This window comes from Rhodococcus sp. NPDC019050 (assembly GCF_055664235.1).
In genome coordinates, this window is record NZ_JBVOON010000004.1 from 36,280 (window position 1) to 61,525 (window position 25,246).

The 25,246-nt window shown below is 67.6% G+C and carries 28 protein-coding genes; 12 read left to right on the plus strand and 16 right to left on the minus strand.

What is annotated here, in order from left to right:
- Positions 1-8: 8 nt before the first annotated feature.
- From AC0B44_RS06440 to AC0B44_RS06455, 4 genes are all read right to left on the minus strand, one after another.
- Positions 9-1,466 carry an MFS transporter gene (locus AC0B44_RS06440; RefSeq protein ID WP_471902106.1) on the minus strand — a complete coding sequence of 486 codons (1,458 nt, stop codon included), beginning with the start codon at positions 1,464-1,466 and terminating at the stop codon, positions 9-11.
- Positions 1,467-1,602: 136 nt separating this feature from the next.
- Positions 1,603-2,457, minus strand: coding sequence for a TIGR02569 family protein (locus tag AC0B44_RS06445; protein ID WP_471902107.1), 855 nt, complete (start codon positions 2,455-2,457; stop codon positions 1,603-1,605).
- 109 nt (positions 2,458-2,566) lie between these two features.
- Complete coding sequence (gene moeZ, locus AC0B44_RS06450) at positions 2,567-3,766, minus strand: adenylyltransferase/sulfurtransferase MoeZ (RefSeq protein ID WP_471902108.1); 1,200 nt, start codon at positions 3,764-3,766, stop codon at positions 2,567-2,569.
- A gap of 98 nt (positions 3,767-3,864) precedes the next feature.
- Positions 3,865-4,941, minus strand: a complete 1,077-nt coding sequence (locus AC0B44_RS06455; RefSeq protein WP_471902109.1) for a DUF3152 domain-containing protein — start codon at positions 4,939-4,941, stop codon at positions 3,865-3,867.
- Between the two features lie 190 nt (positions 4,942-5,131).
- On the opposite strand from AC0B44_RS06455, the gene AC0B44_RS06460 reads away from it, so the two are divergent.
- Positions 5,132-5,785, plus strand: a complete 654-nt coding sequence (locus tag AC0B44_RS06460; RefSeq protein WP_471902110.1) for a TetR/AcrR family transcriptional regulator — start codon at positions 5,132-5,134, stop codon at positions 5,783-5,785.
- Between the two features lie 95 nt (positions 5,786-5,880).
- Here AC0B44_RS06460 and AC0B44_RS06465 read toward each other — a convergent pair whose 3' ends face one another.
- Both AC0B44_RS06465 and AC0B44_RS06470 read right to left on the minus strand, forming a co-directional pair.
- Entirely contained in the window at positions 5,881-6,111 is a 231-nt protein-coding gene (locus tag AC0B44_RS06465) for a DUF3107 domain-containing protein (protein WP_471902111.1), read from the minus strand.
- A 45-nt stretch (positions 6,112-6,156) separates the two neighbouring features.
- The gene (locus AC0B44_RS06470; RefSeq protein ID WP_471902112.1) at positions 6,157-6,849 is read right to left on the minus strand and encodes a ferritin-like fold-containing protein; all 693 of its coding nucleotides are present in this window, start codon (positions 6,847-6,849) and stop codon (positions 6,157-6,159) included.
- Positions 6,850-7,046: 197 nt separating this feature from the next.
- Between AC0B44_RS06470 and AC0B44_RS06475 the strand changes: the two genes are divergently transcribed.
- Together AC0B44_RS06475 and AC0B44_RS06480 are read left to right on the plus strand one after the other, a co-directional pair.
- Positions 7,047-8,741, plus strand: a complete 1,695-nt coding sequence (locus AC0B44_RS06475; protein WP_471902113.1) for a DEAD/DEAH box helicase — start codon at positions 7,047-7,049, stop codon at positions 8,739-8,741.
- 5 nt (positions 8,742-8,746) lie between these two features.
- Positions 8,747-9,958, plus strand: coding sequence for an Rv3212 family protein (locus tag AC0B44_RS06480; protein WP_471902114.1), 1,212 nt, complete (start codon positions 8,747-8,749; stop codon positions 9,956-9,958).
- Between the two features lie 31 nt (positions 9,959-9,989).
- Here the strand turns inward: AC0B44_RS06480 and AC0B44_RS06485 are convergent, their stop codons facing one another.
- On the minus strand, positions 9,990-10,775 hold the full coding sequence (locus AC0B44_RS06485; protein WP_471902115.1) for a ParA family protein: 786 nt from the start codon (positions 10,773-10,775) through the stop codon (positions 9,990-9,992).
- Between the two features lie 105 nt (positions 10,776-10,880).
- Between AC0B44_RS06485 and AC0B44_RS06490 the strand changes: the two genes are divergently transcribed.
- On the plus strand, positions 10,881-11,351 hold the full coding sequence (locus tag AC0B44_RS06490) for a GNAT family N-acetyltransferase (protein ID WP_471902116.1): 471 nt from the start codon (positions 10,881-10,883) through the stop codon (positions 11,349-11,351).
- Positions 11,352-11,375: 24 nt separating this feature from the next.
- Here the strand turns inward: AC0B44_RS06490 and AC0B44_RS06495 are convergent, their stop codons facing one another.
- A complete protein-coding gene (locus tag AC0B44_RS06495; protein ID WP_471902117.1) occupies positions 11,376-11,801 on the minus strand; it encodes a hypothetical protein in 426 nt (141 codons plus the stop codon).
- A gap of 47 nt (positions 11,802-11,848) precedes the next feature.
- Here AC0B44_RS06495 and AC0B44_RS06500 point away from each other — a divergent pair, with 47 nt between their 5' ends.
- Complete coding sequence (locus tag AC0B44_RS06500; RefSeq protein ID WP_471902118.1) at positions 11,849-12,790, plus strand: diacylglycerol/lipid kinase family protein; 942 nt, start codon at positions 11,849-11,851, stop codon at positions 12,788-12,790.
- A 244-nt stretch (positions 12,791-13,034) separates the two neighbouring features.
- Positions 13,035-13,289 (plus strand): WhiB family transcriptional regulator, encoded by a 255-nt coding sequence (locus tag AC0B44_RS06505; protein ID WP_072699424.1) that lies wholly within the window; start codon positions 13,035-13,037, stop codon positions 13,287-13,289.
- A 100-nt stretch (positions 13,290-13,389) separates the two neighbouring features.
- Here the strand turns inward: AC0B44_RS06505 and AC0B44_RS06510 are convergent, their stop codons facing one another.
- Both AC0B44_RS06510 and AC0B44_RS06515 read right to left on the minus strand, forming a co-directional pair.
- Positions 13,390-14,865: a sensor histidine kinase gene (locus AC0B44_RS06510; protein ID WP_471902119.1), complete on the minus strand. Its 1,476-nt coding sequence runs from the start codon at positions 14,863-14,865 to the stop codon at positions 13,390-13,392.
- Between the two features lie 17 nt (positions 14,866-14,882).
- Complete coding sequence (locus tag AC0B44_RS06515) at positions 14,883-15,098, minus strand: biotin/lipoyl-binding carrier protein (RefSeq protein WP_471902120.1); 216 nt, start codon at positions 15,096-15,098, stop codon at positions 14,883-14,885.
- 96 nt (positions 15,099-15,194) lie between these two features.
- Between AC0B44_RS06515 and AC0B44_RS06520 the strand changes: the two genes are divergently transcribed.
- On the plus strand, positions 15,195-15,269 hold the full coding sequence (locus tag AC0B44_RS06520; protein ID WP_022597109.1) for a 50S ribosomal protein bL37: 75 nt from the start codon (positions 15,195-15,197) through the stop codon (positions 15,267-15,269).
- An 81-nt stretch (positions 15,270-15,350) separates the two neighbouring features.
- Here the strand turns inward: AC0B44_RS06520 and rsrA are convergent, their stop codons facing one another.
- Both rsrA and AC0B44_RS06530 read right to left on the minus strand, forming a co-directional pair.
- Positions 15,351-15,632 (minus strand): mycothiol system anti-sigma-R factor, encoded by a 282-nt coding sequence (gene rsrA, locus AC0B44_RS06525; RefSeq protein ID WP_471902121.1) that lies wholly within the window; start codon positions 15,630-15,632, stop codon positions 15,351-15,353.
- Positions 15,629-16,288 carry a sigma-70 family RNA polymerase sigma factor gene (locus tag AC0B44_RS06530; RefSeq protein ID WP_471902122.1) on the minus strand — a complete coding sequence of 220 codons (660 nt, stop codon included), beginning with the start codon at positions 16,286-16,288 and terminating at the stop codon, positions 15,629-15,631. The genes rsrA and AC0B44_RS06530 overlap by 4 nt, the downstream gene beginning before the upstream one ends.
- 213 nt (positions 16,289-16,501) lie before the next feature.
- Here AC0B44_RS06530 and AC0B44_RS06535 point away from each other — a divergent pair, with 213 nt between their 5' ends.
- Genes AC0B44_RS06535 through ybaK form a run of 3 tightly spaced genes read left to right on the plus strand, consistent with a single transcriptional unit; the run spans position 16,502 to position 18,231 of the window.
- The gene (locus AC0B44_RS06535) at positions 16,502-17,074 is read left to right on the plus strand and encodes a GNAT family N-acetyltransferase (protein WP_471902123.1); all 573 of its coding nucleotides are present in this window, start codon (positions 16,502-16,504) and stop codon (positions 17,072-17,074) included.
- A gap of 55 nt (positions 17,075-17,129) precedes the next feature.
- A complete protein-coding gene (locus AC0B44_RS06540) occupies positions 17,130-17,708 on the plus strand; it encodes an ABATE domain-containing protein (RefSeq protein ID WP_471902124.1) in 579 nt (192 codons plus the stop codon).
- 25 nt (positions 17,709-17,733) lie between these two features.
- Positions 17,734-18,231, plus strand: coding sequence for a Cys-tRNA(Pro) deacylase (gene ybaK, locus AC0B44_RS06545; RefSeq protein ID WP_471902125.1), 498 nt, complete (start codon positions 17,734-17,736; stop codon positions 18,229-18,231).
- A gap of 35 nt (positions 18,232-18,266) precedes the next feature.
- Here ybaK and AC0B44_RS06550 read toward each other — a convergent pair whose 3' ends face one another.
- Positions 18,267-19,013 (minus strand): SOS response-associated peptidase, encoded by a 747-nt coding sequence (locus AC0B44_RS06550; RefSeq protein ID WP_471902126.1) that lies wholly within the window; start codon positions 19,011-19,013, stop codon positions 18,267-18,269.
- A 79-nt stretch (positions 19,014-19,092) separates the two neighbouring features.
- On the opposite strand from AC0B44_RS06550, the gene aroA reads away from it, so the two are divergent.
- Together aroA and rsgA are read left to right on the plus strand one after the other, a co-directional pair.
- Positions 19,093-20,379, plus strand: a complete 1,287-nt coding sequence (gene aroA, locus AC0B44_RS06555) for a 3-phosphoshikimate 1-carboxyvinyltransferase (protein ID WP_471902314.1) — start codon at positions 19,093-19,095, stop codon at positions 20,377-20,379.
- Complete coding sequence (rsgA, locus tag AC0B44_RS06560) at positions 20,346-21,365, plus strand: ribosome small subunit-dependent GTPase A (protein WP_471902127.1); 1,020 nt, start codon at positions 20,346-20,348, stop codon at positions 21,363-21,365. The genes aroA and rsgA overlap by 34 nt, the downstream gene beginning before the upstream one ends.
- Before the next feature lie 63 nt (positions 21,366-21,428).
- Here the strand turns inward: rsgA and AC0B44_RS06565 are convergent, their stop codons facing one another.
- The 3 genes from AC0B44_RS06565 to AC0B44_RS06575 form a co-directional block, all read right to left on the minus strand.
- On the minus strand, positions 21,429-22,664 hold the full coding sequence (locus AC0B44_RS06565) for a fatty acid desaturase family protein (protein ID WP_471902128.1): 1,236 nt from the start codon (positions 22,662-22,664) through the stop codon (positions 21,429-21,431).
- An 87-nt stretch (positions 22,665-22,751) separates the two neighbouring features.
- Positions 22,752-24,032, minus strand: a complete 1,281-nt coding sequence (locus AC0B44_RS06570) for a fatty acid desaturase family protein (RefSeq protein WP_471902129.1) — start codon at positions 24,030-24,032, stop codon at positions 22,752-22,754.
- Positions 24,033-24,065: 33 nt separating this feature from the next.
- Complete coding sequence (locus AC0B44_RS06575; protein ID WP_471902130.1) at positions 24,066-25,196, minus strand: ferredoxin reductase; 1,131 nt, start codon at positions 25,194-25,196, stop codon at positions 24,066-24,068.
- Between the last annotated feature and the right edge of the window lie 50 nt (positions 25,197-25,246).

The window sequence follows — 25,246 nt, forward strand, 5'->3', positions numbered from 1 at the left end:
GAAAGAAGTCAGACGGTGGCGTCGGACAGCGGTGTCGCCGATGCCGGTGCGGGTGCCGGCGTGACGGTGGGCTGCGGGCGACGGAGGAATACGAACCAGGTCACCGCGATGCACACGAGGTAGAAGATCGCGAACACCCAGAAGGCCATCGTCGCGGACTGCGCCTCGCCGCCGTAGGAGCCGCGGAAGACCAGGTTGATGCCCACACCGCCGAGGCCGCCGATGGCACCAGCGAACCCGATCAGGGCGCCCGACATGCTGCGCGACCACGCCGCCTTCTCGGCGCGATCGGCACCGGGGAGTCCCTGGGCCTTCGCTTCGAAGATCGACGGGATCATCTTGTACACCGAGCCGTTGCCCACACCGGACAGCAGGAACAGTGCGATGAATCCGAGCACCATGGCGATGAAGACACCCCCGCTGGCTGCGCCGGCACTCGCGTCGTCGAGGGTGCCCGCGACGATGAGCACCGCAGCGGCGAGTGCCATACCGACGAACGTGTACATGGTGATCTTGCCGCCGCCGATACGGTCGGCGAGTTTGCCGCCGAGGGGACGGGAGATCGAGCCGAGCAGCGGTCCGATGAACGCGATCTGGGCTGCGTGCAACGACGCCTGGGCCGCGGTGTCGCCGCCGGCGAGGAAGTTGATCTGCAGGACCTGGCCGAACGCGAAGCTGAACCCGATGAACGATCCGAACGTGCCGATGTACAGGAACGAGATGACCCACGAGTCACTGAACTTCAGCGCCCGGCCCATCGCGCGCAGGTCCGCTTTCTGGTCGCCGAGGTTGTCCATGAACAGTGCGGCACCGACCGCGGCAACGCCGCAGAGGACTAGGTAGGCCGCGCAGACGATCCACGGTTCCGTGTTGCCGACCGTCGCGATCACCAGCAGGCCGACCAACTGGATGGCCGGTACGCCGATGTTGCCGCCACCGGCGTTGAGCCCGAGTGCCCAACCCTTGAGCCGCTGCGGGTAGAAGGCGTTGATGTTGGTCATCGACGAGGCGAAGTTGCCGCCACCGACGCCGGCCAGCGCGGCGACCAGCATGAACGTCGTGTACGAGTGCCCGGGGTTGAGCATCAGATACAGCGCGCCGAGCAGCGGCACCAGCAGCACCAGAGCGCTGAAGACCGTCCAGTTACGGCCGCCGAATCGTGCCGTGGCCACCGTGTACGGGATGCGCAGCAGTGCGCCGACGAGGGTGGGGACCGCGACGAGGAAGAACTTGCCCGCGGCGTCGATGCCGTAGACGTCGGTGGGCATGAACAGCACCATCACCGACCACACGGACCATACGGAGAACCCGACGTGTTCGGCGATCACCGACCAGATCAGGTTCCGCTTGGCGACGTCCTTGCCGCCGTTCTCCCACGCCTCGACATCCTCGGCGTCCCAGCTGTCGATGTAGTGCTTGCGTGCGAATCTCTGTCGGAGAGTTTCGGTTCGGACCGTATCCACCATGCCGGCCACCCTTCTCAGGTCTGTGATGACCTCAAGGTAGGCAACCGGTGTTGCGATGGTGCTGCACGCGGTGACCGTCGCGTCAAGAGATGCTCACCCGGCGGTGCGCCGCGGTGTGAGACGGATGTAACCGGAGTCAGAGAAGGAATCGGACCAGGTCGGCGGTGTGCGCCAGCCCGGGAAAGGCCTCTTCGGTGGAACGCGGGTGCAGTGCATGCACCGCGAGCCGGAAGATCACGGCCCGCAACAGCATCTGCGGCCACTCCGGAAGGTCTTCCCAGCGGGTGATGAGGGCGTCGTCGGCGCCGCCCCACGACAACGCGTCGACGACGGTGACGGCCGCGGCCCAGGAGGCGGGACGCCAGTAGGGAGTGATGTCGGTCAGGCCGGGGGCCGCCCGTCCCGCGAACAACACGGTGCCGAAGAGGTCTCCGTGCACGAGTTGATCGGGCAGGTGCACCGGTTTCCGGAACGTGGCGAGTTGCCCGATGAGATCGAGGCTCTTGCGGCCGTCGGGAGTGACCGTCTCGGGAGCACCGGCAGCGCGCGCCGTACGCAAGGGCACCGTTTCCCACGCCGCGCGGTCGGCGGCCACGAAGACGTCGACGTCCTGCCACGGCGCCACCGGAGGTTGCAGCAGAAAGCGGGGGCGCTCGAGTTGCGAGGTCGCGACATGCAGGCGCAGCGACAACGACACGACCTCGTCGTGCCGGGGTTCGGATGTTCCGACGATGTAGGTGTCGGCACGCCAACCGGAGACCACGTAACGTCCGTCGGTCGACCGGACGGGCCGGGCGAGGCGAACTCCGTCGACGGTCAGGGTCTCCCTGATCTTGGCGGACCACGCGGCGCGGGCGTGGTCCGCGACCCTGGACAGGACCACGTCTCCACACCGGAAGCCCCCGTCCCAGTCGGCACCGAGGGCGACCGGTTCGACGTCGCGGAGGCCGAACGTGGAGCACACGTGCTGCGGTGGTTCGAGTGAGCTCACGCCATCACGGTACCGGCGCGTCCCTCTCGTCCCCGGGAGGCACTCCGCTGGTTTCTGATCACAGGTGGGCGACAACCCGCCGTAATCCCGCGAAAAACACCCCGGCGGATCAGTAGACGGGCAGCGAGGGATCCACCTGTTGCGCCCACGCGAGCACCCCACCGCGAAGATGCGTGGCGTCGGAGAATCCGGCGCGGGCGAGCACCGCAAGCGCCTCCGCCGATCGGATGCCCGTCTTGCAGTAGAGGACGATCGGCCGGTTCTGCGGCAGTTCGGCGAGCGCCTCACCCGACAGGATCCGCCCCTTGGGAACGAGCCGGGCACCGTCGATACGGACGATGTCCCACTCCACCGGTTCCCGCACGTCGACGAGTTCGATGTCGCGGCCCTCGTCGAGCATCCTGCGCAACTCGCCCGGTGTGATCGTCGCGTCGGCCGCCGCGGCCGCGTCGTCGGGAATGACGCCGCAGAAGGCGTCGTAGTCGATCAGTTCGGTGACCGGCACTCGTCCGGGGTCACGCCGCAGCGTCACGGTGCGGAACGACATCGCCAGCGCGTCGTAGATCATCAGCCGTCCCAGCAGCGGCTCACCGATCCCGGTGATCAGCTTGATGGCCTCGGTTGCCATGATCGTGCCCACGGTTCCGGGCAGCACGCCGAGGACGCCGCCCTCCGCGCACGACGGCACCATGCCCGGAGGCGGTGCCTCGGGATACAGGTCGCGGTAGTTCAGGCCCCGCCCGCCGGGTGCGTCCTCCCAGAAGACCGACACCTGGCCTTCGAAGCGGAAGATCGATCCCCACACGTACGGCTTTCCGGCGAGTACCGCGGCGTCGTTCACGAGGTAGCGGGTAGCGAAGTTGTCGGTGCCGTCGACGATCAGGTCGTACTCCTCGAACAGCGCCACCGCGTTCCCGGAGTCGAGACGGACCGGATGCAGTCGCACGTCGACGTGCTCGTTGATCGCTTCGATGCTGTCGCGGGCGCTTTCGCCCTTCGCCCGGCCCACGTCGGACCGGCCGTGGACGACCTGCCGCTGGAGGTTCGACATGTCCACCTCGTCGAATTCGACGATGCCGAGGGTGCCGACGCCGGCTGCGGCCAGGTACAGCAGCACCGGGGATCCGAGTCCGCCCGCGCCGATGCACAGCACCTTCGCGTTCTTGAGCCGCTTCTGGCCCGTGACGCCGACGTTCGGGACGATCAGGTGACGGCTGTAGCGGGCGACCTCGTCATGGTCGAGGTCGGCGGCCGGCTCGACGAGGGGCGGCAATGCACCCGTCTCCACGGAGGGTGGCGTTACGGTCACGGATTCTCCTCGGGCGGCGGTACGGGGTGGTGTCCATTGTTCCACCGCTCACAGCAGCACTGTTCCGCCGCTCACACGAGCGCAGTTGCGCCGAGTGCTCACGCCCTCGGGTACGGCCACGGATTGAAACGGCATCGCAGCCCGTCGGCCGGGACGACGCCACCGGGATCGAGCCGCGCGATGTCGTCGTTGTCGGTTCCGAAGGTCTGCTGCATCATGATCGGGGCGAGTCCGTCCGGCGCCGTGCACCGCTCGTGCTGGGCGAAACCGAGGGCATGTCCGACCTCGTGGTTGATCTGGTACTGCCGGTAGGAACCGATGTCTCCCTGGAAGGCGACCGCCCCGCGAACCCAGCGCGCCTCGTTGAGCAGCACCCGGCCGAGCGACGCGTTGTAGCAGGACCCTTCGAGCCGGATTTCGTAACCGCATCCCTGCCTGATGGTCATCTGGGACGTCAGGGAGATGCGGAAGTCGGGGGTGCCGACGTCGATCCGGCGGAAGGCGAATTCGGGGCTGCCGATCCAGCTGCGCGGATCTGCCAGTGTTCGGTCGACCATGAGAGCGAAGGCGTCGTCACCGCCGTAACCCGCGGTGTCGATACCGTCCTCGATTTCGACCGTGTAGGTGAAGGTGCGTCCTGCCGCGGCACCGACGCGCTCGGTCGTCCCGGGCAGCACCCTCCACCGCTGCGCACCGCGCACGGTGAACGGGCCGCCCTCCGGCAGGGTGCCGGACGCGACATCGGGCGGAAACTCCCCGTCGGCGGGAGGCGCCTCCGCGAAGATCTCGTCCGATCCCACGGTGCTCTGCTCCACGGCTCCGCCGCCGTCACCTGCTCCCCGGGCGGCGTCCCACAGCACGATGACCGTCACGACGACGAGCACGGGCACCACGTAGGCGCGCCATCCGTACGTCGCGACGAACCTGCCGAGCGGACTCTGCTTGCGCACGTCCCGGACGGGACGCGGCCGACGGGGTTCGCGCGCGGGGTCGTCGCCGGCCACCGGATCCCACTGGGCTCGCAACGGCTGGTACGCGTCGCGCTTCGGGACCCGCGACGCGCCCGAAGGCCGTCGCGGTTCGGAAGGCTGACGCTGTGCCGGAGGACCGGGCGGCGGGGTCCGGGGGGAGTCCTCCGTAGACCCGCTCGGGCGCACTCCTCCTCGCTCGATCACGGTGAAAGGATGTCACATCCCGGTGAATGCGACCCGGACTCGTCGCAGACGGGTCGGGGCGGGACGATAAAAGCGGATACTCGACAGAGGGCCGACCAGGAGAAAAGCGGTGCGGCCTGTAACCTGCAAGAACGATCGAGGCCGAAGTGGCGCTGCTCACTTTCGGCGAAGTGCGCAGACTGGAGCAAGCATGACCGAACTCGCCGACCGGGCCTCCGGCCGCGGCAGCAACAAGCGGGGTGCCCGGATGCCCCGGGACGAACGTCGTGCCCAGTTGCTCGAAGCCGCGAGTGAAGTTTTCGTCACACGCGGTTACCACTCCGCCGGTATGGACGAGATCGCGGAATGCGCGGGTGTGAGCAAGCCGGTGCTCTATCAGCACTTCCCCGGCAAGCTCGAGTTGTACTGCGCGGTCCTCCAGAACTACGTGGACGTGCTTATCAACGGTGTCCGTCAGGCGCTGCGCTCCACTACCGACAACCGTCAGCGTGTTCGGGCCGCGGTTCAGGCGTTCTTCGACTTCGTCGACAACGACAGCCAGGGTTTCCGGTTGGTCTTCGAGTCGGACCTCATGGGTGAGCCGGAGGTTTCCCGGCGCGTGGAGCAGGCGACGGAAGCGTGCGTGGACGCCGTCTTCGACCTGGTCAGTCACGATTCCGGTCTCGACCCCTACCGGGCGCGCATTCTCGCGGTCGGGCTGGTGGGCACCAGCCAGTTCACGGCTCGCTACTGGCTCGACGCCGCCCGGCCCATCCAGAAGGAGGATGCGGTCGATACGACGGTCGCGTTGGCGTGGGGTGGCCTCAAGCACGTCCCGCTGCAGCCCGAGCTTCGGTTGCGCTGACTTCTTCCGGCAGCACTTCTGTGCCGGACGTTCCCGTGAAACGGCGAGAGGCCGGGGCAATGCGCCCCGGCCTCTCGCCGTAATCGGTCCCGCGGTCAGAGGGCTGCGAAGCCGACCTTTCCGATGGTGGAGGGGCCGATCTCCACGTATGCGATCTTCGCCGCCTGCACGAGGACCTTGCGGCCCTTTTCGTCGATGAGAGCGAGCACACCGCTGCCGTTGCCGCTCAGCGCGTCGGTCACAAGCTTTTCCACCTCGTCGTGCGTCTGGTCGCTGACGAGGACGAGTTCACGCGGGCTGTCCGCAACGCCGATCTTGACCTCCACTGGGGACCTCCGAAATCTCAGGCTGTACTGCTTGTCACCGCCAGGCTAATGCAGTCCCAGCACTGCCATCCGTTTGGTGTGCTCGACCTGCATACGGTCGAACAGGGCGGCAATGCCGGCGAGGTCGCCGGAGGTCAGAATCACCAGTTCGGCGAGCTCCTCGTTCTGGGCGAGCACGTACTGGGCCTGCGTGATCGCTTCGCCCAGCAGTCGGCGCCCCCACAACATCAGGCGGTCCTTCTGGAGCGGGCTCCGCTCCACGACCTCGCGCACTTCCCGGACGACGAATTCGGAGTGCCCGGTCTCGGCGAGCACGTCGCGCACGACCGCCGCGACCTCCGGGTCCAGCCGGTCGGCGATCTCACAGTAGAAGTCGGCGGCGATGCCGTCGCCCACATACGCCTTGACGAGAGATTCGAGCCACGTCGAGGGGGTGGTGGATGCGTGGTAGGCGTCGAGGGCCTGCCGATACGGCTCCATCGCCGCGTAGATCTCCACGCCCCGGTCGGCGAGCGCCGCGTGCAGGGCTTCGAAGTGGCTCATCTCGGCCGCCGCCATGCTCGCGAGGGCGACACGACCCCGCACCGACGGGGAGAACTTCGCATCGTCCGCGAGCCGGTAGAACGCGGCGATCTCGCCGTAGGCGATCACCGCGAACAACTCGGCGACACCGGGATGGTCGGCGGGGACGAGGGTCGGGCTGGATGATGCTGTGGACGGCGACGATTCGGCTCCCATGACGACAAAGCGTAGTACTACCTCGGCAAATCCGCCCGAACCGGTACAATGGTTCTTGAAGTTCGCGCTTCGAGCCGCTGAACGTGGCCCGCGAGCTTTACCGATAATGTGCGCGCACCCGACCGCGGATCGCCGCGCTTCGCCGAGCTGAGATGCTCGCGCTGAGGCGCAGGCCGGTCCCCTGCCCAACCTCGTGCGTGCGTGCCGAGACCAGGAAGGCCGGACCCCTGAGCAAGATCACAATCGACCACGAAGACGACGCGACCGAATCGACCGTCTCCGCACAACTCGACTCCACCCACGTACCCCCCACTTTCGGTGAGCTCGGCGTCCGCGACGAAATCGTCCGGGCACTCTCCGAGGTGGGCATCGAACGCACCTTCGCCATCCAGGAGCTCACGCTCCCCCTCGCGCTCGCCGGCGACGATCTCATCGGCCAGGCCCGCACGGGTATGGGCAAGACCTTCGGCTTCGGTGTCCCCCTGCTCAACCGCATCACCACCGACGGCTCGGGCACCACGACCCTCGACGGCACCCCCCGCGCGCTCGTGATCGTCCCGACGCGCGAGCTGTGTGTCCAGGTGACCGGCGACCTCGTGAACGCCGCGAAGTACCTGCCCGGTAGCGGCAAGAAGGGCCTCGAGGTCCTGTCGATCTACGGCGGACGCCCGTACGAGCAGCAGATCGCCCAGTTGCAGAAGGGCGTCGACGTCGTCGTCGGCACCCCGGGACGACTCCTCGATCTCGCCAACCAGGGTCATCTGATCCTCGGCAAGATCGGTGTCCTCGTCATGGACGAGGCCGACGAGATGCTCGATCTCGGCTTCCTCCCCGACATCGAGCGCATCCTGTCGATGGTGCCGGACAAGCGTCAGACGATGCTGTTCTCGGCGACCATGCCGGGACCGATCATCACGCTCGCGCGGACGTTCCTGAACCGCCCGACGCACATCCGCGCCGAGGAGGCCGAGTCGTCGGCCGTGCACGAGCGCACCCAGCAGCACGTCTACCGTGCCCACGCGCTCGACAAGGCCGAACTCGTCGCACGTGTGCTGCAGGCCGAGGGCCGCGGCGCGACCATGATCTTCACCCGCACCAAGCGCACCGCACAGAAGGTCGCCGACGATCTCGTCGAGCGGGGCTTCGCGTGCGGCGCCGTGCACGGTGACCTGGGCCAGATCGCGCGTGAGAAGGCACTCGACAAGTTCCGCGCCGGCAAGATCGACGTGCTCGTCGCGACCGATGTCGCGGCTCGCGGCATCGACATCGACGACGTCACCCACGTCATCAACTACCAGTGCCCCGAAGACGAGAAGACGTACGTGCACCGCATCGGCCGTACCGGTCGCGCGGGTCGCACCGGTATTGCGATCACCCTCGTCGACTGGGACGACATTCCCCGCTGGCAGCTCATCGACAAGGCTCTCGGGCTCGGTATGCCGGATCCGGTCGAGACCTACTCCAGCTCGCCGCACCTGTTCGAGGAACTCGGCATTCCGGCCGGCACCAAGGGCCAGGTCCGGAAGCAGGCTCCGGCGCGCGCTCCCGAGCAGGAATCCGCGGAGCGCCGCAGCACGCGCGGCGACCGTGAGGAGACCGCGTCACGTCCCAAGCGCAACCGGGTTCGCCGTCGCACCGTGCGCGGCAAGGCCGCCGAGGGCGACGTGACCGCCGTCTCCGGCACCGACGCGCCCGAGCAGACAGCGTCCGGGACACCGGCGTCCACCGCATCGGAGTCCGGTTCCGAAAAGGCCGGTTCCGAGAAGGCCGCGTCTCCGGCACGTCGTCGTCGCCGTCGTCGTAGCCCCGCGGGCAACGGCGCCGCCGGTCACGACGCGCCGAAGCAGGATGCCGCGAATTCGGACACCGTCGCGGCCTCGTCCGCTCAGTAGCACCCGTGCTCGCGCCCGAGCGCCGCACACGCACGGATCTGCTCATAGCCGCCACACTCGTCGCCACCGTCCTGGTGGCGGCGAGTGTGGTCTGGTTTCGGTCCGATGCGCGTGGCACCACCTCGATCACGTGGGACGAACCCGTCTCCGCTCTCCCCGTCGCCCGCGCGCTGCCGGATGCGCTCACCGAGGCGTGGCAGGCGCCGAGCGCCGCGACGTCGGTCCCCGTCGCTCTCGGCGGCACCGTCGCGACCGCCGACGAAGGCACGGTGGTGGGCCGGGATCCGCTCACCGGTGACGAGCGCTGGCGGTACGAACGCAACCGCCCGCTGTGTGCCGTAACAGGCGCGTGGGGTTCGGTGGTCTCGGTCTACCGGGACGCGCGCGGATGCGGGCAGGTCAGCGCGCTCGAAGCAGACAGCGGCTCGCGGAACGCGCAACGAACGAGTGACGCCGACGACGAGATCCGGCTCTTCGACGCCGGGTCGTACGTGCTCGCCCTCGGCGATACCCGCCTCGAGATGTGGCGGTCCGACCTCGTGCGGACCGTCGAATACGGCTACGTCGACGCTCCCGTCAATCCGCGTGCCCAGCCACGATCCGGTTGCACGCTCATCTCCGCGGACGCGGGCAGCAGTCGTCTCGCGGTACTCGAGCAGTGTCCGAACGAACCCGCCAACCGCCTCACCCTGCTCGACCCCTCACCGGAGGACAACCAGAAGCCCGAGCAGTTCGCCTCGTCGGTGCTGCCGGAAGCAGAACCGGGCGCCGGGGCGCGCATCGTCGCCGTACTCGGCGAACGCACCGCGGTGTACATGCCGCCGGGCGACGGCGGAGGCCCGCGCATCGCCGTGTACGACGGGGCCGGCGCGCTCCTCGAAACCCACGATCTCCCGCGGGCAGCGGGCGACAGTCCCGCGCCCGCCACCGAACACGAGGGTGTGCTCGTGTGGTGGACGGGCGTCGACACGGTGGCATTGTCCCCGGACGATTTCACCCCGGAGTGGACCGTCGAGAACACTCTCGGAACCGGGGCCCCGATGGCCGGAACGTTGCTTCTGCCCGTCGACGACGCCGTGGCAGCCGTCGATCCGGCGTCCGGCGCCATCCGGCAGCGCATCCCGGTCGATCGCGGCGACGCCGCGGAGGTGGACGTCGCTGTCGCCGGTGACCTGGTGCTCGAACAACGCGGAGACCAGGTCGTCGCGCTGCGCTGACGGGGCCTGAGGGCCGGCAGAGTGCCCGGCGTCAGTCCAGCGTGCTCAGCGGTGTGCCCTTCGTCCAGGACGCCAGCAGATTCCGCGCCAGTTCGCGGTAGGCCTCGGCGCCCTTGTTCTTGCGACCGGCGAGGACGGTGGACCCCGACGCGGACGCCTCGGCGAACCGGACGGTGCGCGGAATGGGCGGCGCAAGCACGGGCAGGTCGTACCGGTCCGACACATCGGCGAGCACGTCACGGCTGTGCGTGGTCCGCGCGTCGTACAGCGTGGGGAGCGCGCCGAGGAGTTCGAGGTCGGGATTGGTGATCTGCTTGATCTCGTCCACCGTCCGCAGCAACTGACCGACACCGCGGTGCGCAAGCGTCTCGCACTGCAACGGCACGAGCACCGAATCGGCCGCCGTGAGGCCGTTGAGGGTGAGAACCCCCAGCGACGGCGGACAATCGACGATGACGACGTCGAAGTCGGTTGCGACGGTCGCGAGCGCGCGCTTGAGCGTGTACTCGCGGCCGGGCTTCATCAGCAACATCGCCTCGGCGCCGGCCAGGTCGATGGTCGCGGGCATGAGTGTGATGCCCTCGCCTGCCTCGACCAGCACTTCCCGTACCTTCGTCTCGCCCACCAGTACGTCGTGTACCGATTTGTCGAGCCGGTCGGGCTTGTGGCCCAGCGAGAACGTGAGACATCCCTGGGGATCGAGGTCGACGAGCAACACCCGCTGTCCCAGTGCGGACAGGGCGGCGCCCAGCGACGCGACGGTGGTCGTCTTGGCGACGCCACCCTTCTGGTTTGCCACTGCAAGTACGGTTGTCACTGCTCGATCCTCGCGTATTCGGCGCGCCCGTGTGCGGTAACGACGCGGCGTTTTCCGGCGAACCGGGCATCGTTGTCCCTCAGTCCCCCGAAAGGCGTGTCGATCGTGATCCGCAGAGTCCGTCCCGACGATGTCGATGCCGTCACCGGCCTGATCTACGACCTCGCGGAGTACGAGAAGGCCCGCGACGAGTGCACCGTGACGCCGGATCAGTTAGGGTCCGCGCTGTTCGGTCCCGACCCGTCGGTGTTCGCACACGTGGCGGAGGAGCAGGACGGCACCGTCGTCGGCGTCGCGCTGTGGTTCCGGAACTTCTCGACGTGGGACGGGGTGCACGGCGTGTATCTCGAAGATTTGTTCGTGCGCCCGGAGCACCGCGGCGCGGGACACGGCCGTGCGCTGCTCGCGGCGCTGGCCCACGAGTGTGTGGAGCGCGGTTACACCCGCCTGAGTTGGTCCGTGCTGAACTGGAACGAGCCGTCCATCGGTGTCTACCGGTCGCTGGGTGCGGTCGCTCAGGACGAGTGGACGACGTTCCGTCTCAGCGGCGAGGCGTTGCGCGAACTGGGTGCCTGACCGCCCGGCACGCCGTCGCCGGGCTCAGTTGTCGTCGTCGTCCCCGGGATAGTCCTCGGCGAGCCACTGCGTGGTGGCCGGAGCGAAGAGCAACACCAGCGTGGGCACGACGATCAGCCCCATCAGCAGACCGAGCACCAACTGGTTCGAATCGGTGAGCAGCGACCACACGACGGGGAGCAGCAGGAGTTGCGCGACGATTGCGATCGCGCGACCCCAGTGGGCGCCGCGCAGCAGCCCGATTCCGGCGGCCAGGACACCGCCGAACAGGATCGACAGCCACAGCGCGAGGCCGTAGCCGTTGCTCACCGACTGGTCGTGGTCGCCCGACACCGCCCGGATCACCGAGTACACCGCGAACGCGATTGCGATGACGCCTTCGAGCACGACGAGCGACCCGGCAACCCGGACGGTCGACGGAATACGGGTGCGGGGTGTTTCAGTGGGCACCCGACCAGCGTAGTGGACCGGCGCGATAGCACTTAGGCTGATCCTCCGTGCGTGCCCTGCTGATCGTGAACCCGAATGCGACGACCACCACCCCGGCCGGTCGTGACCGGCTGGCTCACGCGTTGTCGAGCAGAACCCACCTGACGGTCGCGCATACGACGCACCGCGGGCACGCCGCCGAACTGGCCCGTTCCGCGCACGCGGACGGGATGGACGTCGTCATCGCGCACGGCGGCGACGGCACGGTGAACGAGATCGTCAACGGACTGCTCGGCCCCTCCCCCGATCGTGCTCTCGATCCGTCGCTGCCCCGTCTCGCGGTGGTGCCCGGCGGTTCGGCGAACGTGTTCGCTCGCTCTCTCGGGATCGCGGCGGACCCGATGGAAGCGACCGAACAACTGGTGTCGTTGCTCGCCGAAGGCACGTCCCGCCGGATCGGGCTCGGCCACTGCGACGGGCGCTGGTTCGTGTTCAACGCCGGCCTCGGACTCGACGCCCAGGTCTGCGAAGCGATCGACCTGAGCCGCCTGTCCGGCAAGAAGGTGACGACCGCGCGCTATGTGCGGCACTCGATCACACAGTTCTTCGCCTCGAGACGGATCGAACCCGCACTCACGCTCGAACTGCCCGGCGAGGAACCCGTCACGGGGGTGTACTACGCCTTCGTGTCCAACTCGAGTCCGTGGACGTTTCTCGATACCCGCCCGGTACATACGAATCCGGGCACGTCTTTCGGGACGGGTCTCGGGGTATTCGCGATGGCGACGATGCGGGTCCTGCCGAGCTTGCGTGTCGTCCGGCAGTTGCTCGCCCGGAACGGTGATCCGTCGTCGCCTCATTTGTTGCGCGCAGATGACGTCACGCGCGTGCGCGCACGGTCGACACGCCCGATCGGGCTCCAGGTGGACGGCGACTACCTGGGACTTCGCACCGATGTGGAGTTCGTATCGGTGCCTTCGATACTCGAAGTTGTCGCTCCTGCACAGTGACCGGGAGACGCAAATTCTGTGATTTTTATTACTTCTCGTCTAAACAGGTGTAGAAAGAAGGATTGACGAATGCTTCGCCCCCCTTGTCGGCGTGAGCTTCCACACGGTCGCGGTCCATTCTCTTGACTTCACGCTCGTTCGTGAAAGCATTCACAAGTAACCGCGCGGAAATACTTCGCGCCGCAAGCGTGAACACGCACAGACAATCATCCGGTGCACAGCACCATCGAAGGAGAGTAGAAGCATGGACTGGCGCCACGAAGCCATCTGCCGCGACGAAGATCCGGAGCTGTTCTTCCCGGTAGGTAACAGCGGCCCGGCTCTCGCGCAGATCGCCGATGCCAAGCTCGTGTGCAACCGTTGCCCCGTCACCGCCGAGTGCCTCTCGTGGGCCCTCGAATCCGGTCAGGACGCGGGCGTATGGGGCGGCATGAGCGAAGACGAGCGTCGCGCACTCAAGCGCCGCAACGCCCGCACCCGGGCTCGCACCACGGTCTGACGATCACGACCTGTAACGAAGGCCCGGCCCCCGAGGGGACCGGGCCTTCGTTACGTCGGAAGGCGTTCCGCCCGCCCGACCAGCGTCGTCACGGCGTGGATCAGGCCCCGCCGACCTTGCCGAGCGGAAGTCGCAGGCGCGCATCGGTTCCGCCGGTCTCGTTGGCCGCAAGTTCCAGTGCGCCACCGAGTTCGGCGGCAGCGAGCGTCCGCACGATCTGCAACCCGAGACGATCGGAATCCTCGAGGCGGAAACCTTCGGGAAGTCCCTTGCCCTCGTCCCGGACCACGACGTCGAGCCAGCGGGCGGACCGCTTGGCCATCACGGTCACGGTGCCGTGAACGCCGGGATCGAAGGCATGCTCCACCGCGTTCTGCACGAGTTCGGTCAGCACCATCACGAGTGGGGTCGCCCGATCCGCGGGGAACACCCCGAGGTTGCCTTCTCGTCGCACCTGGATCTGGCTGCCCACGGCCGAGACATCCACGACGATGGGGATCAACTGATCGAAGACTCCGTCGAGGTCGACTTCTTCGTCGACGGACATCGACAGCGCCTCGTGCACCAGCGCGATGGACGTCACCCGGCGCACCGCCTCCCCGAGTGCCTCCTTGGCCTCCACGTTGCCGGTGCGCCGCGCCTGGAGCCTCAACAGTGCCGCGACCGTCTGCAGGTTGTTCTTGACCCGGTGATGGATCTCGCGGATCGTTGCGTCCTTGCTGAGGAGCGCGCGGTCTCGTCGTTTGACCTCGGTGACGTCGCGGATCACCACGGCGGCACCCTCGATGCGGCCACCCGGCGTCAGTACGAGGGCACGGATGAGCACTGTCGCCCCCCGCGCCTCGACCTCCATACGCTGTCCCAGCCGGCCGTGCACCGCACCGCGGAGATACTCGGAGACGTCCTCGCTCTCGAACGGGTCCGTGACGAGACCCCGGGTCGTTTCGACGAGGTCCTGCCCGAGAAGATCGGAATTGAATCCCATCCGGTGGTACGCGGACAGCGCGTTGGGGCTGGCGTAGACGACCCGGCCCTCGCGGTCGAGCCTGATGAAGCCGTCACCGGCACGAGGACTCGACTTGGTGTCGGACCGCGCTTCCGGCGTCGGGAAGGTTCCCTCGCTGATCATCCGGTACAGCGCGTCGGCACACTCGAGGTACGCCGTCTCGAGCGCACTCGCGGAGCGTCGGGACACCCGGGCAGCGTCACGGCTGAGTACGGCGACGACCTTTCCGTCCCACCGCACCGGCACCGCTTGACGCAGATGTATGGAATCGCTGGAGCCGCGACGGACCGTGACGATATCCCCCGACTCGAAAGCCTTTCGCACGTAAGGGTGTTCGTCGGCAGAGACGACAATTCCCACGGCATCCTCGGGGATGACGGTCGAGGCGGTGGTGGGACGGCACTGCGCTACACAGACGATGCCGCCGGGCTCGGCGTCCACCCACAGCAATACGTCCGCGAAGGACAGGTCGGCGAGCAGTTGCCACTCCCCGACGACACGCTGCAGATGATCGACGGCGGCACCGGGAAGATCGGTGTGGGTCGCGAGGAGTGCACTGAGGGTGGACACGGAGGGCGCCTTCTTGTTCAGGAGATGACCGCGATGAGATCGCCCTGCTGGATCACGTCGCCCACCTTCACCCCGACCGAGGTCACGGTGCCGGACGACTCCGCCAGGACCGGTATCTCCATCTTCATCGACTCGAGGATCACCAGGGTGTCGCCTTCCGCGACGACCTGTCCCTCGGTCACGACCACCTCGAAGACCGTGGATACCATCTCGGCCCGTACGTCCTCTGCCATCGAACACCTCATTCCGCGAACCGGACGGTGGACCTGCCGACAGGACCACTCGACCGCACGTGAAACACTGTAATGAAAGAGAAAGGAGATCCAACCATGGGTAAGCGAGGCCGCAAGAAGCGCAGCCGCAAGGGGAACGCCGCCAACCACGGCAAGCGTCCCAACGCCTGACGCTCGCGAAGACACGGAAGGACCGGAAAGCGTGAGCTTTCCGGTCCTTCTGCATTCGGGAGAAGTTCGAGGGTGGAGACCTCAGTGGAGGCTGTCCGGGCCGCGAACCACGACGTTGCGCCGGATTTCCAGCACGAGTCTCTCGCGCAGTCCCGCGGGTGCGTGCTCGCCGCCGCACTTGCGGTTCAGGAGGGATTTGATCTTCTCCTCGATGCCGTAGGCCTCGAGGCAGGCCCCGCAGTCGTCGAGGTGCGTCTGGAGTCTGGCTCGCGCGTCGTCGTCACACTCGGAATCCAGCAACAGATACACGTCCGCAATGACCGCAGAGCAGTCCACCCGCTCGTCGTCTGTCGGCTCGCTCACTGCGAGACTCCCTTCCTGTTCTTGCTCTTGTCGGTCGGATCACCCGCGCCCGGGGCCACGCCCGTCGCGGCGTCGATTGCACCGCCGCGATTGAAGCCGCGCTCACGTGCCACGTCGCCGAGCAGGCCGCGCAGTTGCTTGCGTCCGCGGTGCAGTCGCGACATCACGGTGCCGATGGGAGTGCCCATGATCTCCGCGATGTCCTTGTACGGGAAGCCCTCGACGTCGGCGTAGTACACCGCCATACGGAACTCCTCGGGCAGTTCCTGCAGTGCCGCCTTGATGTCGTCGTCGGGCAGTGTGTCCAGCGCCTCGACCTCGGCCGACCGTAACCCCGTCGACGAATGCTCGGCTGTCGCCGCGAGTTGCCAGTCGGTGATCTCGTCCGTCGGGTACTGCGCGGGTTGCCGCTGTCGTTTCCGGTACGAGTTGATGTACGTGTTCGTCAGGATGCGGTACAGCCAGGCCTTGATGTTCGTGCCTTCGCGGAAAGAAGCGAAGGCGGAAAACGCCTTGATGTACGTCTCCTGGACGAGGTCTTCGGCGTCGGCAGGATTGCGGGTCATCCGCAACGCCGCACCGTAGAGCTGGTCGAGCAGGGGCAATGCCTCACGCTCGAACCGTTCGGCCAGTTGTTCGACAGACTCCTCGACCACACCGATCCCTTCACCGACGTTCTCCGTGAAGGCTACCGGTCCTGTCGTAGCCGGACGGGGCGGGCAAAGGATTGCCAACGGGTCTCCGATCCTCGAACGCAGGCAGTCGCGCCGGGCGGCACGTGCGAAAGAGTCAACACGCCGCATACCGGACTTGTTCCCGACAGCCCGCTCGACACGCAACCGCCGGTGCCTGCTGGCTACGCTTTCGCCGTGACCCTCCGCATCCGTCGTGCAGATTTCTCCGATCCCGGGCTGGCCGCATTCCTCCAGGCCCATCTCGACGAACTCGCCCCGACGGCACCCCCGGAGAGCCGGCACGCCCTCGACCTCTCCGGTCTCCAGCGGCCGGGGGTACGGCTCTGGGTCGGCGAGGGCGATGAGGGCATCGCAGCGACAGGTGCTCTCGCCGCACTCGGCCCAGGGCACGAAGAGCTGAAGTCCATGCGGACGGACCCTCGCCTGAGAGGACAGGGGGTGGGCCGGCTGATGCTGCGCCACCTGCTGGACGACGGCGCTTCCCGGGGTGTCCGGCAGCTCTCACTGGAGACGGGAAGCACGGAGTTCTTCGCTCCGGCGCGCGCACTGTATGCCGGTGCGGGCTTCACCGTCTGTGGACCCTTCGGGGATTACCGGGAGGATCCCCACAGCGTCTTCATGACGTTGCACCTGCCGCTGCGCCCGGGGCCTGCACTCCTGGAGCCGAGTGCGCCCCCGCTGCGTGCACAGCGGGCGCCGCACACCGAGGTGTGCGACGCCCGCTCTCGTCCGTCCCGAACGTCCTGAGCCCCGTCCGGAGGACCGGGGTCAGCTGAAGGCGTTTCTTCCTTCGATCGCGGACGTGACGAGATTGTCCTTCGGAAGGGCGGTGCCCGACGACACGGCCTCCGTCCACACCTCGGTGCTCGCGACCGCGCGAGCCGCCGAATGGCTGATCGCTCACGGCCTGGCTCCCCGGAACACCGAACTGCTGGCGTACTGCCGGAGCCAGCTCGTCGGGCTGCGAACGGACCTGCGGGCGGTGTTCGCCGCCCATGTCGACGGCAGCGTTCCCGACCCGTCGGCCCTCGACGGTATCAACCGGGCACTCACCGCTGTTCCCAGCGCGCTGCTCCTGAGCTATGACGAGACCGTGGGACTGCGCCGGGTGCCGATCCATCCGACGACGCAGATCCTCGAACACGCCATGGTGCAGATCGCCGAGGACGCTGCCGCACTGCTGACCGGCGACAGTGCCGATGCGCTTTCTCGCTGCCCCGCAACCCCGTGCGACCGCTTCCTGCTGCGAACCCACGCACGACGGCACTGGTGCAGTACCCGCTGCGGCGACCGCGTGAGGGCCGCGCGGGCCTATGCGCGCAGATCCCGCGACGACGCAGCAAACACCGGGGCGGCCGCGGCAGAGGCCCTGCGACAGTAGAGGCACTGTTACCTAAGGTGGGCACATGGCCTCGACCTCGACCCCCGCCACCACGCTTCTCACGCGCGAGAATGTGCCCCACCTCGTGCACGAATACCCCCACGATCCCCGGTCGGGCTCATTCGGATCCGAGGCGGTCGACGCGTTGGCGGAGCGTCTCGGTGTGGAACCCGCCCAGATCTTCAAGACCCTCGTGATCGCCCTCCCGGGCGGCAAACTGGGAGTCGCGGTGATCCCCGTCCCCGAGACACTGTCGCTCAAAGCGGCCTCGGCGGCGCTCGGCGGCGGCAAGGCGGCGATGGCCGAGCGCACCGACGCGGAACGCGCGACCGGCTACGTCCTCGGCGGGATCTCCCCGCTCGGACAGCGCAAACGGCTACCGACGGTGATCGACGCGTCGGCGGGACAGTGGGACAAGGTGCTGTGCAGCGCGGGCCGGCGCGGCCTCGAAATCGAACTCGCACCCGCCGATCTGATTCGCCTGACCGGAGCCGTGGTCGCGCCCGTAGCGGCGGGCCGCTGACTGCACCACCCTGCCGCTGAGCGCACGACCTGCCGCTACAGCAGCGCCATCCGGTGCCCGGACCCGTCGTCGGGCACGAGCAGGTCCGGACCGTTGTTGCGCACGCTGTTGACCTTGTCCGACACCCTGCGAATCGCGATCCGCGATACGGCGTCCTCGCTCGGCACGATGAGGTCCGGGTGTCCGAGACTGTCGGGATCGAGCCACGCGTCCCACCGCTCCGGCGGCAGGATCAACGGCATCCGTGGGTGCACATTGCTCAGTTGCGCAACCGAATCCGCAGTCAGGATCGTGGTGCTCACCAACGGTGACGCCTCGGGGTCGCGCGGATCGCGCCACACGGCCCACAAGCCCGCCATACAGATCCGCGAACCGTCGGCGGGCGCCATGAAGTACGGCACCTTCCGGGTCTTTCCGTCCGGCGCCGGTTCGACCTGCCACTCGTACCAGCCGTCCATCGGGACGAGACACCGCTTGTAGCGGAGCGACTGCGCGAACGAGGGCTTGGTCGCCACCGACTCGGACCTGGCATTGATCAGAGGGGCGCTCTTGCCCACTTCCTTCGCGAACGGCGGCACCAGTCCCCAGCGCATCCGCCGGATACGGCGGCGGGCCGGCGCGTCGGAATCCTGGTCGTCGTGCCGGGCCACCACGGTGAGCACGCCAGTGGTGGGAGCGACGTTGTAGTCGGGCACGAAGCCGTCGTCGCCCGTCTCGTCGAGCGCGTCGAGTTCCACCGCGAGGGTCGCCGGATCGGCCGTGGATGCATACCTGCCGCACATGCCGACGAGTGTGGCACCGACCGCCGACACCGCGCACAGCGGACGCGTGCGCGGGTGGGAGTCGATGCCCGGGCGCGCGATGGGCGAAGATGGGTGGGTGAGCCTGTGGAAAGCACCCCGCGCCGTATCCCCCGTCGATGCGTCCGTGACGCTGCCGGGATCCAAATCCATCACCAACCGGGCCCTGGTGCTGGCCGCTCTGGCGGTCGGTCCCTCCACCGTGACCGGAGCGTTGCGCAGTCGCGACACCGACCTGATGATCTCCGCACTCCGGTCCCTCGGTGCGACGATCACCGAGCGTGACGGCGGCACCACCCTGGACGTCGAGCCCGGACCCGTGCGCGCCGGGTCGGTGGAGTGCGGCCTCGCCGGCACGGTCATGCGGTTCCTGCCGCCGGTCGCGGCGCTCGCCGACGGGGACGTGCGCTTCGACGGCGACGAGCAGGCACGGTCGCGGCCCATGGGCACGGTGCTCGACGCACTCCGGGTGCTCGGTGCCGACATCGACGGCGACACCCTGCCCTTCACGGTCCACGGCCACGCCGGGGTCCGCGGCGGCACCGTGACGATCGATGCGTCCGGGTCGTCGCAGTTCGTGTCCGGTCTGCTGCTCTCGGCTGCGAGGTTCGACGAGGGCGTCACCGTGCACCACGACGGCAAGCCCGTTCCGTCCACACCCCACATCGACATGACGGTCGACATGCTCCGGGACGCGGGCGTGCAGGTCGACACCTCGGAGGCGAACACGTGGCGGGTCGAGCCCGGCCCGATCGCCGCCCACGACGTGGTCGTCGAACCGGATCTCTCGAATGCGACCCCGTTCCTCGCCGCCGCCGCGGTCACCGGGGGCACCGTCTCGGTCCCCCACTGGCCGGAGAAGACCACGCAGGCCGGAGACGCCATCCGGGGCATCCTCGAACAAATGGGTGCGACGGTGTCGCTGTCGGACGGCACCTTGACGGTGCGCGGTCCGGCGACGCTGACCGGCATCGACATCGATCTCCGCGACGTCGGCGAACTGACCCCCACGGTCGCGGCGATGGCCGCCCTCGCGTCGACCCCGTCGCGTCTGCGCGGTATCGCCCACCTGCGGGGGCACGAGACGGACCGGCTCGCCGCACTCGCCGCCGAGATCGGACGGCTCGGTGGTACCGCCACCGAGACCGACGACGGACTCGACATCAGGCCCGCCCCGCTGCGCGGCGCCGTGTGGCACTCGTACGCCGACCACCGCATGGCGACCGCCGGAGCCATCCTCGGTCTCGTCGTCGACGGCCTCGAAGTCGAGGACATCGGCACCACCGCGAAGACGCTGCCCGGGTTCGAGGACCTGTGGGCCTCGATGTTGACGGGAGCACGCTCCTGAGCCGCCGGCACTACGACGAGTCCGACGTCCGGGTCCGTCCGGGAAAGAGTTCGAGACCGCGTACCAAGGATCGTCCCGCCCACCTCGACGCGGTGGAGGGCATGGTGTTTTCCGTCGACCGGGGTCGCTGGGGCGTCGTGCTCGGCGGTGACCCGCGCCGGCCCGTCGTCGCGATGCGGGCCCGCGAACTCGGCCGCACCCCGATCGTCGTCGGGGACCGGGTGGGGGTCGTCGGCGACCTGTCCGGACGTCCCGACAGCCTGTCTCGGATCGTGCGGGTCGAGGAACGCACGACGGTGCTGCGCCGCACCGCCGACGACACCGACCCGTTCGAGCGGATCGTGGTGGCGAACGCATCACAGTTGCTGATCGTCGTCGCACTCGCCGATCCGCCACCGCGGACCGGGCTCGTCGAGCGCGCGCTCGTCGCCGCTTTCGCGGGCGGTCTCACACCGATGCTGGGACTGACCAAGAGCGATCTCGCCGACCCCGACGAATTCGCCTCGCAATTCGCCGATCTCGACATTCCGGTGCTCGCCGTCGGCCAGGAGAACGACCTCACCGATCTCACCGAGCGCCTCACCGGCCGGGTCACGGCATTGATCGGCCACTCCGGCGTCGGCAAATCGACCCTCGTGAACCGCCTCGTACCGGACGCCGACCGCGCCACCGGTGTGGTCTCGGGCGTCGGGAAGGGCCGGCACACGTCCACCCAGTCCGTTGCGCTGCCGTTGCCGTCCGGTGGCTGGGTGGTCGACACTCCCGGCATCCGGTCGTTCGGCCTCGCTCACATCCAGCCCGACGACGTCGTCGCCGCCTTCACCGACCTCGCCGCCGCGGTGGCGGACTGTCCGCGTGGTTGCACGCATCTCGGGCCGCCCGCCGACCCGGAGTGCGGTCTCGACACGCTCGAGGGCAAGTCACTGCGACGTGCGATGGCCGTGCGCGAACTGCTCACCTCGCTGGCGTCGAACGACTCCTGGTGACCGGACGAAGCGAACCCCCGGCACCAGGGTGCCGGGGGTTCGATCGTTCGTCCGTGTGGAGAATCAGCGCATACCGAGGATTCTGCGCACGAGACCGCGCTTGCGAGTCCGTTCGATGGTCGTGGCCAGCCCACGCCGGCGGCCGGTGACCGGATCGATCTCGGCCGGGCCACCGAAGCCCCGCTCCGAGGCGGTTTCGGGCGCGGCGTCGCGATCGTCCTTGAGGAACTTGTCGGGCAGCGAGAGCTTGGCGATGGTGCGCCAGGACTTCCAGTACTGCACGGCCAGCGGACCGGTGGTGTACGGCAGGTCGTACTTGTCGCACAACTGCCGGACGCGCACGGCGATCTCCGCATACCGGTTCGACGGCAGATCCGGATAGATATGGTGCTCGATCTGGTAGCTCAGGTTGCCGGTCATGAAGTCCATGATCTTGCCGCCCGAGATGTTCGCGGACCCGAGCATCTGGCGGAGGTACCACTCGGCGTGCGTCTCGTTCTCGACGTCCTGCTTCGTGAACTTCTCCGCACCGTCCGGGAAGTGCCCGCAGAAGATGACGGCGTTGGTCCAGATGTTGCGGACGAAGTTCGCCGTCGCGTTCGCGGTGATCGTGGACTTCCACGACTTGCCGGTCAGAGCCGGGTAGACGACGTAGTCGCGCAGGTCCTGCCGCGCGATCTTCGCCAGCACCTCGGCGCCGTTCTTCTTGGTGACCTCACGGTCGTCGCGACCCTGGATGACCTTGCCGAGCTCGAGCAACTGGATCGCGATGCCGTACTGGAACAGCGACGCCAGGATCGCGTTGTAGGCGATGTTGCCGAGGTAGAACGGCTTCCACCGCTGGTCGCGAGTGACACGGAGCAGCCCGTATCCCACGTCGTCGTCCATGCCGAGGATGTTGGTGAACTTGTGGTGCAGGTGGTTGTGGGTGATCTTCCAGTGCGCCGAGGGGTCGACGTTGTCCCACTCCCAGTTGGCGGAGTGGACCTCGGGATCGTTCATCCAGTCCCACTGCCCGTGCATCACGTTGTGCCCGAGCTCCATGTTCTCGATGATCTTCGACAACGAGAGCATTCCGGTGCCCAGCCACCACAACGCGCGCTTCTTGGAACCGAACAGGACCAAGCGTCCGCCGACCTCGAGACTGCGCTGCAGCCGGATCGTGTTGCGGACGTACCGGGCGTCGCGCTCTCCGCGCGACTCCTCGATATCGCGCCGGATTGCGTCGAGCTCGCGGCCGATGGCCTCGACGTCCGCCTCCGTAAGGTGCGCGTATTCCTTGATGTCCGATATCGCCATGGCGGCTACCCTACCGTAGGTTACGGCTCCGTAGGTTAGCCGATTTCGGACGTGTGATCGGAATCACCCACGGACGGGCGGCGTCGATTACTGCCGATTCCGGCGACGCGCACGTCGCACCGCCACCGTGTGCTCGGCATGCGAGCGCAGCGCGGTCAGCAACCCACGGCGACGTCCCGTGACGGGGTCCTCGGTGAGAGCCGGAAGTGCTGCGGCAGCACGGAGTCGCTCGAACTTACGCTCCGACGACGTCTCCGGCGCATCGTCGGACGTCGCCCGCAGAAGGGTGTCCGGCAACGCCAGTTTGTGGATGGTGCGCAGTGCCAGCATGTACTGCCGTCCGATCGGTCCGGTCGTGTACGGCAGGTCGTACTTGCCGCACAGCGCACGGACCCGGGCCGCGATCTCCCGGTAGCGATTGCTCGGCAGGTCCGGAAAGAGGTGGTGCTCGATCTGGTAGCTGAGGTTGCCGGTCATGAAGTCCATGACCCGGCCACCGGTGATGTTCGCGCTACCGAGCAACTGCCGCAGGTACCACTGACCGCGCGACTCGTCCTCGAACTGCTCGACCGTGAACTTTTCGGCGCCGTCCGGGAAGTGTCCGCAGAAAATCACCAGGTACGCCCAGATATTGCGCACGACATTGGCCGTCAGGTTCGCCGTGAGCGTGCTGCGCCATGCCGGTCCGGTCGCGGCGGGGAACAGCACCAGGTCCTTGAACACCTGGCGGCCGGCCTTCGCCACGAACTCGCGGTCGGGCCCGGACATCCTGGGCCGCGGACCGTCACCGAGTTGTTTCTCCCACGCGATCCGCTGCGCCGTCAGATCGTGCAGCGCGATACCCCACTCGAATGTCAGCGCGAGGACCACGTTCGCGACCGGCTGCAGCAGGTTGATCGGGCGCCACTTCTCGTCGCGAGTCATGCGCAGGATGCCGAATCCGACGTCCTCGTCCATCCCCACGATGTTCGTGTACGTGTGGTGCTCGTAGTTGTGGGCGCGCTTCCAATGAGCGGACGGGCCGGTCTGGTCCCATTCCCACGACGTGGAGTGGATTTCCGGATCGTTCATCCAGTCCCACTGCCCGTGCATCACGTTGTGCCCGAGCTCCATGTTCTCGATGATCTTCGCGAGCGACAACGCGGTCGTGCCGAGCAGCCAGCGTGAGCGCCGCCGCGAGCCGAGCAGCACGATCCGGCCGACGATCTCGAGCGTTCGCTGCAGCCGAATCGTGTTGTGGATGTACCGCGCGTCACGCGGCCCACGCGAATTCTCGACGTCGCGCCGGATGGCATCGAACTCTGTTGCCAAAGCGTCGATATCGGCGTCGGTCAGATGCGCGAACTCGCGGATGTCGGTGATGGCCAAGCGGGGTCCCTCTCGTCGTTCGTGGCTGTGCCCTCAGGCGTCGATGGTGCAGTCTCCGGCAGCGGCAGAGATGCACGTCTGGACTCGCTCGCCCTCACCGTGCTCCTCGCCCGACCGGAGATCTACCACATACCCCTTTTGGAGCGGCACCACACAAGTTTGACAGATACCCATCCGGCAACCGAAGGGCATGAGCGCTCCTGCGCTCTCCCCCGCCTCGAGAACGGTGGTGGCACCGTCGGCGGTCACCGTCTTGCCGGATTTCGCGAACGTGATCGTTCCCCCGGCTCCGGAGGTATCGGCCCGTGTGACCGCGAAGCGCTCGAGATGCACGCGATCTTCGAGGCCCGCCTTCTCCCAGTGAGCGCTGATATCGGCGAGCATCTGCTGCGGTCCGCACGCCCAGGTCTGACGCTCCCGCCAGTCCGGACATACCTCGTCTAGCTGCGACAGGGCGAATTTGCCCTGTTCACGCGTGTATTGCAGGTGGCAGCGGTAGCGGTCGTGTGTGGCGTCGAACTGCTCGAGTTCGGACCGGAACATCACGTCCTCGGCGGTGGGCGCCGAGTGCACATGCACGACGTCGGCAAGGTCGACACCGCGCTCGACTGCACGCCTGTCGAGGGTGCGGAGCATCGACATGACCGGCGTGACGCCGCTGCCGGCCGTCAGGAACAGGATCTTCTGGGGTGGTGGATCAGGAAGAACGAAGTCGCCCTGCGGAGCCGCGAGACGCACGATTGTGCCTTCCGGCACACCACCGACGAGATGGCTCGACAGGAACCCCTCCGGCATCGCCTTCACCGCGATCGAGATGACTTTGTCGGTGCGGATCGGGGTGGAGGTCAGCGAGTACGACCGCCAATGCCACTTGCCGTCGATATGCAGGCCGATGCCGATGTACTGACCGGGCAAGTACCCGAAATCGAATCCCCAGCCCGGCCTGATGACGATGGTTGCAGAGTCGGGGGTCTCGGAACGGACCTCGACGATGCGCCCACGAAGCTCACGCGCCGACCACAACGGGTTGATCAGATGCAGATAATCGTCGGGCAACAATGGGGTCGTGAGTCGCGCGACCGCGCCTCGCACCACGTTGGACAGAGATCGCTCACCCGGTGCGACATCGGCTGCCGGCCTTTCGATCCATTCCTTGAAACCCATCCGACCGGTTCTCCTCACGCTGGGACTACGACCGCGTAGGCTATCAGAGG